Consider the following 15,034-nt stretch of genomic DNA (forward strand, 5'->3'; position numbering starts at 1 on the left):
GAAGATGAGTTCGAAGGTCGCATCGGTGCAAACCGCGCAAAGGCGGTGGCCAATGGCTGACCAGCTGCTCAACGTGCATCCAGTGCGCGTAGTGGTGAACGCGAAGTTCATTGCGAGTCCCGGTGTGTCCGTGCTTGAGGGCCGCTTCCAGTGCGAACTGGATTGCGGCCACATCGTCATCCGCCCAGGAGAGCACGTGCGCGGCACCAGGTTCTCTATTCGGGCGCCCCACAGCGCCCCGTGCAACCAATGCAAGAAGGAGCCCGACCATGGCTGAGCGAAAGCCGTACGGCCGCACTGGCGACGATATGGATCTGCCCGAGGGCAAGAACTGCGGCGACTGCGTGCATTGCCGACGCTGCACCGCCATGTTCGGCCACATTCCTGCAGACGAAAGCTGTGACTGGTCGCCGTCTCGATTCCGGGCCGTCGAAGGAGCCACGCCTTGATCGGCGAGATCCTCCAATTCCGTGACCTGCAGGAACTCTGCCAGCCCGGGAAGCGCCCGCGACTGGCAACCGTCGAGCGCTGGGCGCGCGATCGCCACATCCGATTTCAGTACGACGCCCGCGGCGGAATCTGGACCACCACGACAGCATTGAACGAGGCACTGGGCCTCACAGTGCCCGCCAGCAATGGCGACACCTATTCGACCGACCTGCTCTAACGGACACCGCTGAGAACATGGCACGCCCTCGTAAGGCTCCTTCGAACCTCCCCAAGCACATCGACTACGGCAAGGTGCCACAAGGCGTCTACTGGGACGGGACCGGCCGTGGGCGATGGTATGTGCGCGATGTCCATCCGGAGGGGCATGGAACGAAGTGCAAGACCGTGGCCGGCCCGGCCGCGCGGCTATCGGACCTACATGCGATCGCAGAAGCTCGCGGGGGCGAGGCGCAAAGGGGTACCGTCGCCTACGTCATCGACCAACACGCGAAGAGCTTCGCGTTCTCCCAGCTCGGTACCACCACGCAGCAGCACTATCGTGACTACGCGAAGGCGATCAAGGTGTTCCCTCTGAAGAACGGGAGCAAGCTGGGTGATGCCGTCGTGGACCGCCTGTCGCCAGGGTTCATCCGCCGGCTGATCGACATCATTGCCCAAGGCCGACCTGGCACAAAGCCAGGTGATGCATCCATTCCCGGCTACCCGACCAAGGCGAACCACTGGCTTAGCTACCTGCGCCGCGTCTTTGGCTGGGCGCGCGAGCATGACCATGTGACGACCAACCCCGCCGCCGGCATCAAGAAGGTTAAAGAAAAGCGCGACCACCGCATGCCGGAGCGCGACGTGTTCCGGGCGGTGCAGGACTATGCAAGACGCTGCAGCGAACGTGGTGCGCGCGAGAAGGGAGCGCTACCGGCCTACCTGTGGGCAGCGATGGAGCTGGCTTACCAGGCCCGCTTGCGCGGCATCGAGGTTCGAACGCTGACCGATCACCATGTGAAGGGAGAGGTCCTTCAGACCAACCGCCGCAAAGGCAGTCGCGACAACCTGGTGCGCAAGGGCGAACAAACTGAACTCGCGATCCGGGTCCTGCAGGATCGCCGTGCCGCCATCTGGGCCAAACGCGGCATTAATCAGTTCAATGCCCCACTGTCCGCAAAGTTGCGACCACTGTTCGTCAGCGAAGACGGCGAAATGCTCACCGGGCACGGATGGCACACCACTTGGGGTCGACTGATGCGCAACGCGGTGAGGGACGGAATCATCAAGGCAGATGAGCGCTTTGCGCTGCACGGCCTAAAGCATCGCGGGGTAACTGACACCAAAGGCAACAAGAAGGAAGCCAGCGGCCATGTAACCGACTCGATGTTGAACGTTTACGATCATTCTTTGCCAACTGTGGCGGAATCAGATCCCGCGCCGTAGGGACTCAGCGAATGGGGAAGCCGTAAAACGCAGACAATGCCGCAGTAATGATGTTTGCGGCGACTGTGGTACCAATCTTCCAGGTCCCGGACAGAGTCTTTCCTAAGGCAGTTGCCACCCACCCTTTGACATTGGCGCCAAGCTCCTTCGCCATTCCGGGTGCTGCTCCATCGGCGCTGATCGCCATCTTGAGCGACTCAGCGTCGCCGTCCGAAAGTCCAGACCGCTTTAACTCCGAGATCAGCGTGGCCAAGTCACCGAGGGTGACGCCACTGTTGATCTTGGCGACATTGTGGTCACCGAACTGAATCACAGAGTTATCACCCATCACCACGTTCTGAAAAATGGTCTCCACTCGCTCTTTCATTTCTCCACTCACTGGACTCTTGAACGCGTCATCCGAAGGCAGGGCTTCCTTTAGCTCAAGCACAAACTCCAGAAGGCGGGATCGCACCTGGAGCAGAATCTGATCCCAGGCTCCGTGGGAAGTAACGCCATAGAGGCGCTCGATCACACAGTGAGGCTGCAGCGCGCCTGCAAACAAGCCACCAAGATCGACCGGGAATGGAATGACGATGTTGTCTTTGCCGGCCCACGCCTGGATCGACCTAATTCCCTCCCGCACGGTCGTCTCGGTGAGCCGCTTCCGCATCTGATCGTCAAGATGAAAAATCGGCAGCGATTGCTTGGTTACCGTCCGTGCGCCGGCTGAAATAGTGGCCTGGAGTTCCAGTTCTATCTTTCGGTAGGAAGGTATTTCCGCGTCGACAGCGTACCCGGACAGCTCGTTCATGCACCAAGTCGCTAGGGGCTTGTTCCCAAGATTAGAGGCAAGCACACGCGCCTTCAGCAAGGCTGTTGCGATGTCGCACTGCTCGGAACTCAGAACATCAATGATCTCTGCAGCCAAGCTCACACTCGATCTCCATTCGAAAGCGCCCAGCATTCCTGAACAAACTGCAACAAGGCAGCCCGAACCGTAGTCCCATCATGGGGGACGCGAGCCTGATTTTCAGGATGCAATTCAGGACAGGCCAAGTTATCCACAGCAAACGCCATCTAACTTATTGATTCCAATGGCGCGCCCGACAGGAATCGAACCTGTAACCGCCGGCTTAGAAGGCCGGTGCTCTATCCAGTTGAGCTACGGGCGCCCGGACCGGAACGGTGTCCAATCCGACGTGATGTGGGATTGGTCGGGGTAGAGGGATTCGAACCCCCGACATCCTGCTCCCAAAGCAGGCGCGCTACCAGACTGCGCTATACCCCGGTCTTGCAATCCCCTCGGGCCAGGCCCGGGGAGCTGGTCATTGTCGCCAAGCCGGTCGCGAACTGTCAACGCGGCCGGCTCGACGCTGGTCCCCGCCACAGCGCCGTACGCAGTCATCGGCTATGCTCGCGGTCATCGGCCGGATGGCCGTCCCGATCCTCATTCGCACGGAGAATACGCATGCGCAGCGGCAACCCGGCTCTTTCCGAGTCGACCTTCCTCGACCTCGCCAGCGGTTCGGTGGTGACCAGCCCCGACCAGGTGATGACCCTCAACGGCACCGCCAACAAGACCGGCCTCCTGCTGCTGCTGACCGTGCTGACCGCAGCGTTCGCCTGGAGCCAGTCGGTCGACGACTACGGCCAGATCTCCGGCAGCGCGAGCCTGTACGCCATCGGTGGCGCGATCGGCGGCCTGGTGCTGGCGCTGATCACCATCTTCAAGAAGGAATGGTCGCCGGTGACCGCGCCGATGTACGCGCTGGTCGAAGGCCTGTTCCTGGGCGCCGTGTCGGCGCTGTTCAACATGAAGTACCCGGGCATCGTGTTCCAGGCCGTGCTGCTGACCTTCGGCACGCTGGCCGCGCTGCTGGTCGCGTACCGCAGCGGCGTGATCAAGGCCACCGAGAACTTCAAGATGGGCGTGGTCGCCGCCACCGGCGGCATTGCCCTGCTCTACCTGGCCTCGTTCGTGCTGGGCTTCTTCAACATCAACGTGCCGGTGATCCACGACGCCAGCTGGCTGGGCATCGCCTTCAGCCTGTTCGTGGTGGTCGTGGCCGCGCTGAACCTGGTGCTGGACTTCGACTTCATCGAAACCGGCGTCGCCCAGCGTGCGCCGAAGTACATGGAGTGGTATGGCGCATTCGGCCTGATGGTGACCCTGGTCTGGCTGTACGTGGAATTCCTGCGCCTGCTCTCGAAGATCCAGCAGCGCTGAGTCCAGCCACGCCGTAAACGACAGGCCGCGATCCGCAAGGGTCGCGGCTTTTTTTGTAGAGTCGAGCAAGCCCACACGTCCCCTGCCCCCATGCCCGACACCTTCCACAGCTACCGCCCGGCGGAGGGCCACCGCCTGCCGCATGACCCGTTCAACGCCATCATCGGCCCGCGCCCGATCGGCTGGATTTCCAGCCAGGACGCGGGCGGCACGTTGAACCTGGCGCCCTACAGCTTCTTCAACGCCTTCAACTACACCCCGCCGATCATCGGGTTCTCCAGCCAGGGCCGCAAAGACTCGCTGCGCAACATCGAAGCCACTGGAGAGTTCGTCTGGAACCTGGCCACCTTCGACCTGGCCGAGGCCATGAACGAAAGCTGCCGTGCGGTCGCGCCGGATGTCGACGAGTTCGCCCTCGCCGGCCTGTCCCCGCTGGCCTCCACGCAGGTCGCACCACCGCGGGTGGCACAAAGCCCGGTCAGCATGGAATGCCGCTGCACCCAGATCGTGCGCCTGCGCGATGCCGCCGGACAGGACACCCAAGGCTGGCTGGTGCTGGGCGAGGTGGTGGCGGTGCATATCGATGCACGGTTGCTGATCGATGGCATCTACGACACTGCCGCAGCGGCACCGATCCTGCGCGGCGGCGGCCCCGCCGATTACTTCCGTATCGGCGCCGAACAGCGCTTCCGCATGTTCCGCCCGACCTGATCCCAGCCCTTTGCGGGGCAATCCGCAGACTCACCGACGCTATCACCACCACGGCTGCAGCCGCGCGGCTACCCGGCCGCGCCCATCGGTGCAGCGTAGTGCGCCGCGAGGTGCTCGACCAGCGCGCGCACCTTGGGCGCGAGCGCACGTGCATGCGGATACAGCGCGAAATAGCGCCGCTGGCCGGCATGCCAGGCCGGCAGCACCCGGATCAAACGACCGGCGCGCAGGTCCTCCTGCACCGTCAACGCGGTGAACAGGCTGATGCCCATTCCGGCCAGCGCGGCGGCGTACAGCGCAGGCGTGGCATCCACACGCAGGCGCTGTCCGGCTTCAACGCTCACGCAGGCGCCGCGCGGCCCCTGCAACTGCCAGGGCGGCATTGATGGGGTGGGACTGAACCCCAGCAGCGTGTGCTGCTCCAGATCCGCAGCCTGCCGCGGCAGGCCATGCCGGGCCAGGTAGGCCGGTGCGGCGACCAGGATGCGCGGGCAGCTGGCCAGCTCGCGCGCGACCAGCTGGCTGTCCGGCAACGAAGCCGCGATGCGCAGAGCCAGGTCAAAACCACCGCCCACGACATCGACCAGCTGATCATCCGCCGACAGGTCCAGCGTGACCTGCGGGTAACGCTGCAGGAACGAGGGCAGCCAATGCGGCAGTTCCTGGCTGGCCACCACCTGCGGCACGCTGATCCGCACCCTGCCACTGGGTTGCGCCTGCCCGGCGCGGGCACGATCGTCCGCCTCCTGCAGGCGGTCCAGCAGCGTTGCCGCCTCGCGGTAGTAATCGCGCCCGGCCTCGGTCAACGACAGCCGACGGCTGTTGCGATCAAGCAGGCGCACCTGCAGGTGGTCTTCCAGCTGCCGCAGTTGCCGCGACATCGCCGAATGGGTGGTGCCCAGGCGTTCGGCGGCGGAGGTAAAGCTGCCCGCGTCAACGATGGCGCGCAGCGCACGCAGGGCGGCGAAGTGATCCATCGGTGGGCAGCTCCACGTGGCGGGGCCCACGGCATGCGGGCCCCGCCAGCTTATCAAGCGCCGTCGCCGGCCTTGCGCACCGGCAGTGCCAGGATCGCGTCAGTCGTCATGACATCACCAAAGGCGTCCTCGATCTGGGCCAGCGAGGCTTCATGCAGCGCGCGATGGCCGATGCGCTGGCCGCCAGCCAGATCCAGGTCGCGGCTGGCGCTGGCATCGGACGAGACGATCACCCGGTAACCACGGGGCGCGGCCGCCGCGTCGCGCGCGGCACCAGCCACGCAGGCATGGGTCTGCAGGCCGGTGACGATCAGGGTGTCGATGCCAGCGTTCTTCAGCACCTGATCGAGCACGGCGGCGGAGGCGCCGGCGAACACGCTGACGTTGTCCTTCTGCACCACGGTCTCGCCCTGGCGCGGCTGCAGGTCGCGATGGAAGGCCGCGTTGATGCTGCCCTGTGCGAACAGCGGCGCACCCGCCGGCAGGACGTGCTGCACATGGATCACGCGGATGCCATGAGCATCGGCGAATTCGACCACCCGCTTCGCCTGGCGCAGCGCGGCCTGGCCATCGGGAATGACCATGCGGCCACCGGCAAAGCCCGGTGCGGCCTTGGCATCGAAGTACTCGTTCTGGAAGTCGATCACCAGCACGGCGGTCTTCGCCGCGTCGAGCGAGCTCGCACGCGGTGCCCCTGCGATGTGGCGGATGGTGGGATGGGCCGGCTCGGCGGCGGCGACCGGGGCGGTGGCGGCCATGCCGATCAGACTGGCCAGACCGAAAGCGGTGAGATTCATGTGCGGATTCCTGCGATGGGTGTGGAGCACAGGATGCGGAGCGCCTGGCGCAACGAACCAGCCCCGCAGGGGCACATGATCTGTGCGGAATCCGCACAGGCCATCCCCCTGAAGCCACCCCATGGGTGGCTGCGGACCAACGCCCCGTCATCCACACATGGCGTGGTTACCGGGTCTGCCCATAACGCAACGGGGCGCCCGAAGGCGCCCCGCTGTGGATCCAACCGAGGTCGGCCGGCCGCTTACAGGCGGCGGGCGATGGCCTGGGCAAAGCTCATGGTGGTGCCGGTGCCGCCCAGGTCGCCGGTCAGCGAATCCTTGGCTTCCATGGTTGCCACGATGGCCTTGCGCAGGCGCTCGGCGTTTTCCGGCTGGCCGACATGGTCCAGCATCTGCGCGGCAGCCAGCAGCAGCGCGCACGGATTGGCCTTGCCCTGGCCGGCGATGTCCGGCGCGGTGCCGTGCACGGCTTCGAAGATCGCCGCGTCCTTGCCGATGTTGGCACCCGGGGCCAGGCCCAGGCCGCCGACCAGGCCGGCGCACAGGTCGGAGATGATGTCGCCGAACAGGTTGGTGGTGACGATCACATCGAACTGTTCCGGACGCATCACCAGCTGCATGCAGCAGTTGTCGACGATCATTTCCTGGAATTCGATGTCCGGATACTGCGCGGCCACTTCACGGGCGACATTCAGGAACAGGCCCGAGGTCGACTTGATGATGTTGGCCTTGTGCACGGCGGTGACCTTCTTGCGGCCGGTGCTCTTGGCCAGCTCGAAGGCGTAGCGCACGATGCGCTCGGAACCCTTGCGGGTGATGCGGGTGCCGGAGAAGGCGGTTTCGCCGTCGGCCGACACTTCCTGGCCTTCGGCCAGGTAGGCACCTTCGGTGTTCTCACGGACGGTGATCAGGTCGACGTTGTCGAAACGCGACTTGGTATTCGGGAAGGTGTGGGCCGGACGCACGTTGGCGTACAGGTCGAAGTGGCGGCGCAGGCTGACGTTGATCGAGGTGAAGCCACCACCGACCGGGGTGGTCAGCGGGCTCTTCAGCGCGACCTTGTTGCGCGCGATCGATTCAAGGGTCACCGCCGGCATCAGGTCGCCGTGCTTCTCCAGGGCCACCAGGCCGGCGTCGGCGTCTTCGTACTCCAGGCCCGTCTTGAGCTGGTCCAGCACGAACAGGGTGGCGTCCATGATTTCCGGGCCAATGCCGTCGCCGCGGATGACCGTAATTTTCTGCGTCATTGATCGATGTTCCGAACAGGGGGAAAAACGCCGTCCGGACGTGCCCGGAAACGCCGGCGCAAAGGAAGTTTCACCGGCAATTATGCCTGAGCCGGGGCCGAGGTCCCAAATAGACCATGGTCCCAGTTCCCGGCTCAGGCAGAATTGCCCGCGCATCCCACCTTATCCCCGCGCCTGTCGGCGCGCCCCTTCAACAAGAAGGGGCTCCTGGGCTGTTGGATCGTGGGGAAGGCCCCCTTGCAGGTCCGGTAGTGCCGGCCGCTGGCCGGCAACCTCGGCCATGTGGGGTTCAGGAAATGCCGGCCCGCGGCCGGCACTTCCGGAGCACTCAGTGCTCGTGCGCTGCCGGGGCGGCGGCGCCACCTTCAAGCTGGTCGAGGAAATCGACCGCGCGGCGCAGGTGCGGGATCACGATGGAACCGCCCACCACCAGGCCGACCGAGAAGGTCTCGAAGAACTCCTCGCGGGTGACCCCGGCGTCCTTGCACTGGGCCACGTGGTAGCTGATGCAGTCGTCGCAGCGCAGCACCATCGAGGCCACCAGGCCCAGCAGCTCCTTGGTCTTCACATCCAGCGCGCCGGCCTGGTAGGTCTGCGTGTCCAGCGCGAAGAAGCGCCGCACCACCTGGTTCGGCTCACCCAGGATGCGCTCGTTCATGCGCTTGCGGAACTCGGTGAACTCGGCGATGCGGTCCTTGCTGCCGTCGTCGGCCGCGCTCATGCCTGGCCCTGCCCGGCCAGCAGCGGCTCGAGCTTGCCTTCACGGTGCAGGACCATCATGTCGTCGTAGCCGCCGACGTGGACGTCGCCGATGAAGATCTGCGGCACGCTGGTACGGCGGGTCTTGGCCACCATCTTCTCGCGCTCGGCCGGGTCCAGGTCGATGCGGACCTCGGTCCACTGCTGGCCCTTGCTCTTCAGGAAGTTCTTGGCGGCCACGCAGTACGGGCAGACGGCGGTGGAATAGAGGGTGATGGCGGGGGCACCGCCGGCGGTCTGGGCTGTCACGGGAAACTCCACGATGGATCGACGGTCTACATATGGTACCGGTGCGCTGGAATTTCCACGCCACGGCCGCAACACTGTGGATTAACGAATGGTTGCCCCCTGCCCTGCCAGGCTGGGCGCGCCCCGCCCGAGGACCTTCTGCTTGCGAGCCCTGCTGCTGACTACCGCCGTCACCCTGGCCCTGGCCATGCCGCTGGCCCAGGCCCAGGAGAAGCTGCCTGACATCGGCTCCTCGGCCGGCGAGCTGCTGACCCCGGCCCGCCAGGCCGAGTACGGCGCAATGATGCTGCGCGAGCTGCGCAACTATGGCTACCTGCTGGACGATCCGCTGGTCAACGACTGGCTGCAGACCATGGGTACCCGGCTTGGCTCCAACAGTGACCAGCCACGGCAGCCCTATACCTTCTTCGTGATGAAGGACCGCCAGATCAACGCCTTCGCCACGCTGGGCGGCTACATCGGCGTCAATGCCGGCCTGGTGCTGACCGCCGAGCGCGAGGACGAGGTGGCTGCGGTGCTGTCCCACGAAATCGCCCACGTCACCCAGCAGCATGTGCTGCGCGGCGTCGAGCGTGCCCAGCGTGACCAGATCCCGATCCTGCTGGGCATGCTGGCGGCGGTGGTGGCCGCGCAGGCCAGCAACAGCACCTCGTCCGGCAACGCGACGATGGCCGCGATCAGTTCAGGCATGGGCCTGATGCAGCAACGGCAGATCAACTACACCCGTTCCAACGAGTCCGAGGCCGACCGCCTCGGCATCCGTACCCTGTCGCGCAGCGGCTACGACGTGGATGCCATGGCCGGCTTCTTCGAACGGATGTCGGCGGCCATGCGCGGCAATGAAGGCGGCTACAGCGTGCCCGAGTTCCTGCGCACCCACCCGGTCAACATCACCCGCATCAGCGAGGCCAAGGCCCGCGCCGAGCAGATGAAGAAGGATACGGTGCTGCTGACCACCAGCACCCCCAGCGGCGAGCGCAGGGAGCGGGTGGACCCGGCCGATCCCAGCCTGGGCGAGCCGCTGCTGCGCGGCAACAACCCGCTGCTGCCCAGCAGTGTGCTGCGCCTGCCGATCGGCCAGCTCAACCGCGGCGCCAGCGGTGACTTCGAGTGGGCACGCGAGCGCCTGCGCGTGCTCAGTGCCGATTCCACCCCCGAGCTGGAACGCGAGTATGCCGATCTGGCCAAACGGCAGAAGGACGGTCTCAATGATGCACAGCGCTATGGCCAGGCCCTGGCGATGATGCGCGGTGGCCGTGCCGGTGCCGGCCAGGCCCGGCAGACCCTGGCGGGCCTGCTGCAGACCCATCCCGGCAACCTGTGGCTGGCGCTGGGCCTGGGCGAGGCGGAGTCGCGTGCGGGCCTGGCCGCCCAGGCCAACAGCCGCTTCGAGCAGCTGCTGCGCGAACATCCCAACAGCCGCCCGGTGGCGTTGACCTATGCCGAGATCCTGAACGAGCAGGGCAACCGCGAGGCCGGCCAGCGGGCACAGGCGATGCTGCGCCCGCTGCTGTCGCAAAGCGGTAATGATCCGGTCTTCCAGCAGCGCTTCGCCCGCGCCAGCGAGCTGGCCGGTGACAGCGTGCGCGCCAGCGAAGCCTATGCCGAGGCGGCGTTCCTCAGCGGGCGGCCGGAACAGGCGCTGCTGCAGCTGCAGGCGCTCAAGCGCAACCCGGCGCTGGACTACATCGGCCGCGCGCGCGTCGACGCCCGCATCGAATCGATCACCCCGACCGTACTGGAGCTGCGCCGCCAGGGCGTGCAGGACCCGGACCTGGACCGCCGCTGAGCGCTGCATGACCGGCCGATGGCAATCCCGGCCGGTTCCGCCCGGGCAGTCACAAACATGTCATCAAACCGTAGTCTACTGGCACCACTCCAGTAACCGAGCCCTACGGTGTCCTCGTGCAGAAACGCATCCTGATCGTCGATGACGAGCCCGCGATCCGCGAAATGGTCGCCTTCGCCCTTCGCAAGGGCGATTACGAACCGGTCCACGCCGGCGATGCCCGGGAGGCCCAGACCGCGATCGCCGACCGCGTCCCCGACCTGATCCTGCTGGACTGGATGCTGCCCGGCACCAGTGGCCTGGACCTGGCCCGTCGCTGGCGCAAGGAAACGCTGACCCGCGAAGTGCCGATCATCATGCTGACCGCCCGTGGCGAAGAGAACGACCGCGTCGGCGGGCTGGAGGCCGGCGTCGATGACTACGTGGTCAAGCCGTTCTCGGCGCGCGAACTGCTGGCCCGTATCCGTGCGGTCATGCGCCGCGCGCGCGAGGATGACGAGGACGGCAGCGTGGCGGTCGGCCCGATCCGCATCGACGGCGCGGCCCATCGCGTGTTCGCCAACGACCAGCCGGTGCCGATCGGCCCGACCGAATACCGCCTGCTGCACTTCTTCATGACCCACCCCGAGCGCGTCTACACCCGCGCCCAGCTGCTGGACCACGTGTGGGGCGGCAGCGTGTACGTCGAAGAGCGCACCATCGACGTGCACATCCGCCGCCTGCGCAAGACGCTGGAACCGTTCAACGCCGAGAACATGGTGCAGACCGTGCGCGGCGCCGGCTACCGCTTCTCCACTGCCACCTGAGTCTCGTCGTGTCGGCGCCGTGCACCTGCGGGTGCCGGTGCCGGCAACTCTGCTATAACCCTCGGTTCACCCCAGTGAACCGCCGCACCTCAACGACGAGATCGCAATGCCCCGCCACATCCGCTCTGCCTGGTTGAAGACCCTGGCCACTGTTGCCGCGGTACTGCTGTTCGCCGGACTGGTGGGGGGAGTCACGGGCCACCTGTGGCTGTGCATCGCGCTGGCCGCCCTGGCCACCCTGGCCTGGCACTACTGGCGCCTGCGCAGCGTGCTGCGCCGGCTGACCGCCCGCCAGCGCTGGGACACCGCCGAAGAAGGCACCGGCGTCTGGAACGAACTGGACCGCCTGCTGTACCGCAACCAGGTGGAAATGCGCGTGCGCAAGCGCCGCCTGCTGGACATGCTGCGCAGCTACCGCGCCGCTGCCGCCGCACTGCCCGATGCGGTGGTGGTGCTGGACCGCAACAGCCAGCGCGTGCAGTGGTTCAACGAAGCGGCCACCGCCCTGCTTGGCCTGCACCACCCCGGCGACCTCGGCGAGGCCCTGGTCGAGCGCCTGCAGCCGATGCCGCTGGCGCACTGGCTGGCCGGTGGCCGCAATGCCGAACCGATCCTGGACGTGCCCTCGCCGGTCGACCCGGCGATCCGCCTGAACCTGCGCCTGATTCCCTATTCGTCGGACTACTGGCTGCTGATCGCGCGAGACGTCAGCAAACTGCTGCGCCTGGAACAGGTGCGCCGCGACTTCGTGGCCAATGTTTCACACGAACTGCGCACGCCGCTCACCGTGGTCCACGGCTACCTGGACATGATGGACCCGGAGGATTTCCCCGGCACCGGCCCGATGCTGGAAGAAATGCGCAAGCAGAGCCAGCGCATGGCCCAGCTGGTGGAAGACCTGCTGACCCTGTCGCGGCTGGAATCGCAGGAGCACAGCGAGGAAGAGACCGTGGCCATGCAGCCGATGCTGGCGACCCTGCGCCGCGAGGCCGAGGCGCACAGCCAGGGCCGCCACCAGATCAGCATCGACGATCTGGCCGGTGTCGACCTGCAGGGCTCGACCAAGGAACTGCACAGCGCGTTCTCCAATCTGGTCACCAACGCGGTGCGCTACACCCCGGCCGGTGGCCGCATCGCGGTGGAGTTCCGCCGCGAAGGCGACGGCGCCGTGCTGGCAGTGCGCGATTCCGGCTACGGCATTCCCGCCACCCACCTGCCGCGCCTGACCGAGCGTTTCTACCGCGTGTCCAGCAGCCGCTCGCGCGAGAGCGGTGGCACCGGGCTGGGCCTGTCGATCGTCAAGCACATCCTCGGCCTGCACCACGCACGGCTGGAGATTGAAAGCGAAGTCGGCAAGGGCTCGGTGTTCTCCTGCCATTTCGATGCCGACCACGTGCGCCCGCGCGAGTCCGCCCCCCTGACCTCCATCGAAGAATGACGCCATGAGCAGCCTCGGATCCCTCCCTCTCCCCGTGAGCCCGGACAACGATCCGTTGCGCGACCCGGCGCTGTACATCAACCGCGAGCTGTCGCAGCTGGATTTCAACTTCCGCGTGCTGGCGCAGGCCATGGACCCGCAGGTGCCGCTGCTGGAGCGCCTGCGCTTCATGTGCATCTCCTGCACCAACCTCGACGAGTTCTTCGAGATCCGCGCCGCGGCCGTGCGCCACGCGCAGGAGTTCGGCCTGCCGCCGGCACCGGACGGCATGAGCCCGCAGGCCATCCTCAACGCCATCCATGACCGGGCCGCCGAACTGGTGGACCAGCAGTACCGCTGCTGGAACGAGACGCTGCGCCCGGCGCTGATGGAGGCCGGCATCGGCGTGCTTGGCCGCCATTCCTGGACCGATCGCCAGAGGCGCTGGCTGCGTGCCTACTTCCGCAACGAGATCATGCCGGTGCTGTCGCCGCTGGGCCTGGACCCGGTGCACCCGTTCCCGAAGATCCTCAACAAGTCGCTGAACATCGTGGTGGTGCTGAAAGGCACCGATGCCTTCGGCCGCGCCGGCCACCTGGCGATCGTGCGTGCACCGCGCTCGCTGCCACGCATCATCCAGCTGCCGGAGAAGCTCGGCGGATCGCAGAACTTCGTGTTCCTGTCGTCGGTGCTGTCGACCTTCGTCGATGAGCTGTTCCCGGGCATGGAAGTCCAGGGTGCCTACCAGTTCCGCGTCACCCGCAATTCCGAGCTGGTGGTGGACGAGGAGGAAGTGGAAAACCTGGCGCTGGCGCTGCGCGACGAACTGGTTGACCGCGGCTACCGGCCGGCGGTGCGCCTGGAAATCGCCCACGACATGCCGCGCGAGATCGTGCGCACGCTGCTGCAGAATTTCGGCCTGACCGAGAACGCGGTGTACCGCATCGATGGCCCGGTCAACCTCAACCGCATCATCCAGCTGTACGACCTGATCGCGCAGCCGGACTTGAAATACCCGCCGATGACCCCGCGCACGCTGCGCGACAGCGATGGCATCTTCGAGACAGCGGCGCGCCAGGACCTGCTGCTGCACCACCCGTTCGATGCGTTCACCGCGGTGCTGGACCTGATCCGGCAGGCGGCGATCGACCCCAACGTGCTGGCGATCAAGCAGACCCTGTACCGCACCGGCAAGGATTCGCTGATCGTCGATGCGCTGATCCAGGCCGCGCGCAACGGCAAGGACGTGACCGTGGTGGTGGAGCTGCGCGCCCGCTTCGACGAAGAAGCCAACCTGGGCCTGGCCGATCGCCTGCAGGAGGCCGGGGTGCAGGTGGTGTACGGCGTGGTCGGCTACAAGACCCACGCCAAGATGCTGCTGATCGTGCGCCGCGAGGGCCGCAAGCTGCGCCGCTACGTGCACCTGGGCACCGGCAACTACCACAGCGGCACCGCCCGCGCGTACACCGACATCAGCCTGATCACCGCCGACGCGGACATCGGCAACGACGTGCACCTGCTGTTCCAGCAGCTGTCCGGGCTGGCCTCGAAGATGAAGCTCAAGCGCCTGCTGCAGTCGCCGTTCACCCTGCACACCGGCATCCTCGGCCGCATCGAGCGCGAGACGCGCATCGCCGCCGCCGGTCGCCCGGCGCGGATCATCGCCAAGATGAACGCACTGAACGAGCCGCAGGTGGTTCGTGCGCTGTATGCCGCGTCGCAGGCCGGCGTGCAGATCGACCTGATCATCCGCGGCGCCTGCACCCTGCGCCCCGGCGTGCCGGGCATCTCGGACAACATCCGCGTGCGCTCGATCGTCGGTCGTTTCCTGGAACACAGCCGGGTCTACTGGTTCGGCAACGATGGCGCGCCGGAGATGTACTGCGCCAGCGCTGACTGGCTGGAGCGCAACCTGCTGCGCCGGGTCGAGACCTGCTTCCCGATCCTCGATCCGGAACTGGCCAAGCGGGTCTACCGCGAAGTCCTGCAGAACTACCTGGACGACAACCTCAATGCCTGGGAGCTGGACGCGGACGGCGTGTACCACAAGCGCGCCCCGGCCCATGACGAAGCCCCGCATTCGGCACAGATGGCGTTGATGCAGGGGCTCTGACCCGGTAGGTGTCGACCAAGGTCGACACCTACCAGCAGCAGCGCAGAACGCCGTCCGGCAGGTCGCAGAGAACTGTCGAAGGCGG

Annotated in this window: 16 protein-coding genes and 2 tRNA genes; 10 read left to right on the forward strand and 8 right to left on the reverse strand. The window is 66.2% G+C overall.

The features are described 5' to 3' along the window. The 4 genes from AC5P9C_RS18520 to AC5P9C_RS18535 all read left to right on the forward strand — a co-directional run. Positions 1–277, forward strand: a 277-nt coding sequence (locus AC5P9C_RS18520; protein WP_495205238.1) for a hypothetical protein, incomplete at its 5' end; no start/stop codon positions are given. Further along, positions 270–449 carry a hypothetical protein gene (locus tag AC5P9C_RS18525; protein WP_495205239.1) on the forward strand — a complete coding sequence of 60 codons (180 nt, stop codon included), beginning with the start codon at positions 270–272 and terminating at the stop codon, positions 447–449. The genes AC5P9C_RS18520 and AC5P9C_RS18525, both read left to right, overlap by 8 nt. Further along, the gene (locus tag AC5P9C_RS18530) at positions 446–667 is read left to right on the forward strand and encodes a hypothetical protein (RefSeq protein ID WP_495205240.1); all 222 of its coding nucleotides are present in this window, start codon (positions 446–448) and stop codon (positions 665–667) included. Before AC5P9C_RS18525 ends, AC5P9C_RS18530 begins: the two co-directional genes overlap by 4 nt. A 17-nt stretch (positions 668–684) precedes the next feature. Next, positions 685–1,875, forward strand: coding sequence for a site-specific integrase (locus AC5P9C_RS18535; RefSeq protein WP_495205241.1), 1,191 nt, complete (start codon positions 685–687; stop codon positions 1,873–1,875). Positions 1,876–1,879: 4 nt separating this feature from the next. Here the strand turns inward: AC5P9C_RS18535 and AC5P9C_RS18540 are convergent, their stop codons facing one another. From AC5P9C_RS18540 to AC5P9C_RS18550, 3 genes are all read right to left on the reverse strand, one after another. Continuing rightward, complete coding sequence (locus tag AC5P9C_RS18540) at positions 1,880–2,785, reverse strand: AbiTii domain-containing protein (RefSeq protein WP_495205242.1); 906 nt, start codon at positions 2,783–2,785, stop codon at positions 1,880–1,882. 167 nt (positions 2,786–2,952) lie between these two features. Next, positions 2,953–3,029 (reverse strand) — tRNA-Arg (locus tag AC5P9C_RS18545). A 39-nt stretch (positions 3,030–3,068) separates the two neighbouring features. Continuing rightward, positions 3,069–3,145: transfer RNA gene (locus tag AC5P9C_RS18550), tRNA-Pro, on the reverse strand. Between the two features lie 180 nt (positions 3,146–3,325). On the opposite strand from AC5P9C_RS18550, the gene AC5P9C_RS18555 reads away from it, so the two are divergent. Together AC5P9C_RS18555 and AC5P9C_RS18560 are read left to right on the forward strand one after the other, a co-directional pair. Next, on the forward strand, positions 3,326–4,084 hold the full coding sequence (locus AC5P9C_RS18555; protein ID WP_057495144.1) for a Bax inhibitor-1/YccA family protein: 759 nt from the start codon (positions 3,326–3,328) through the stop codon (positions 4,082–4,084). 90 nt (positions 4,085–4,174) lie between these two features. Further along, entirely contained in the window at positions 4,175–4,795 is a 621-nt protein-coding gene (locus AC5P9C_RS18560; protein WP_049471073.1) for a flavin reductase family protein, read from the forward strand. A 68-nt stretch (positions 4,796–4,863) separates the two neighbouring features. Here AC5P9C_RS18560 and AC5P9C_RS18565 read toward each other — a convergent pair whose 3' ends face one another. The 5 genes from AC5P9C_RS18565 to grxC all read right to left on the reverse strand — a co-directional run bounded on the left by AC5P9C_RS18565 (position 4,864) and on the right by grxC (position 8,824). After that, positions 4,864–5,772 (reverse strand): LysR family transcriptional regulator, encoded by a 909-nt coding sequence (locus tag AC5P9C_RS18565; protein ID WP_187756933.1) that lies wholly within the window; start codon positions 5,770–5,772, stop codon positions 4,864–4,866. A gap of 53 nt (positions 5,773–5,825) precedes the next feature. Next, positions 5,826–6,569 carry a cysteine hydrolase family protein gene (locus tag AC5P9C_RS18570; protein WP_053462276.1) on the reverse strand — a complete coding sequence of 248 codons (744 nt, stop codon included), beginning with the start codon at positions 6,567–6,569 and terminating at the stop codon, positions 5,826–5,828. A gap of 242 nt (positions 6,570–6,811) precedes the next feature. Then, complete coding sequence (locus AC5P9C_RS18575) at positions 6,812–7,816, reverse strand: isocitrate dehydrogenase (RefSeq protein ID WP_049464919.1); 1,005 nt, start codon at positions 7,814–7,816, stop codon at positions 6,812–6,814. A gap of 328 nt (positions 7,817–8,144) precedes the next feature. Continuing rightward, on the reverse strand, positions 8,145–8,537 hold the full coding sequence (locus AC5P9C_RS18580) for a carboxymuconolactone decarboxylase family protein (RefSeq protein ID WP_004154542.1): 393 nt from the start codon (positions 8,535–8,537) through the stop codon (positions 8,145–8,147). Continuing rightward, positions 8,534–8,824, reverse strand: a complete 291-nt coding sequence (grxC, locus tag AC5P9C_RS18585; protein ID WP_329853418.1) for a glutaredoxin 3 — start codon at positions 8,822–8,824, stop codon at positions 8,534–8,536. Before grxC ends, AC5P9C_RS18580 begins: the two co-directional genes overlap by 4 nt. A 142-nt stretch (positions 8,825–8,966) precedes the next feature. Here grxC and AC5P9C_RS18590 point away from each other — a divergent pair, with 142 nt between their 5' ends. The 4 genes from AC5P9C_RS18590 (at position 8,967) to ppk1 (ending at position 14,949) form a co-directional block, all read left to right on the forward strand. After that, complete coding sequence (locus AC5P9C_RS18590) at positions 8,967–10,613, forward strand: M48 family metalloprotease (protein ID WP_049468159.1); 1,647 nt, start codon at positions 8,967–8,969, stop codon at positions 10,611–10,613. Between the two features lie 116 nt (positions 10,614–10,729). After that, positions 10,730–11,419 (forward strand): phosphate regulon transcriptional regulator PhoB, encoded by a 690-nt coding sequence (gene phoB, locus AC5P9C_RS18595; protein ID WP_005408258.1) that lies wholly within the window; start codon positions 10,730–10,732, stop codon positions 11,417–11,419. Positions 11,420–11,525: 106 nt separating this feature from the next. Further along, positions 11,526–12,857: a phosphate regulon sensor histidine kinase PhoR gene (gene phoR, locus AC5P9C_RS18600; RefSeq protein ID WP_049468161.1), complete on the forward strand. Its 1,332-nt coding sequence runs from the start codon at positions 11,526–11,528 to the stop codon at positions 12,855–12,857. Positions 12,858–12,861: 4 nt separating this feature from the next. After that, complete coding sequence (ppk1, locus tag AC5P9C_RS18605) at positions 12,862–14,949, forward strand: polyphosphate kinase 1 (protein ID WP_053506092.1); 2,088 nt, start codon at positions 12,862–12,864, stop codon at positions 14,947–14,949. Positions 14,950–15,034 lie beyond the last annotated feature (85 nt).

It is taken from the genome of Stenotrophomonas sp. YJH_SMC_10 (assembly GCF_059371555.1).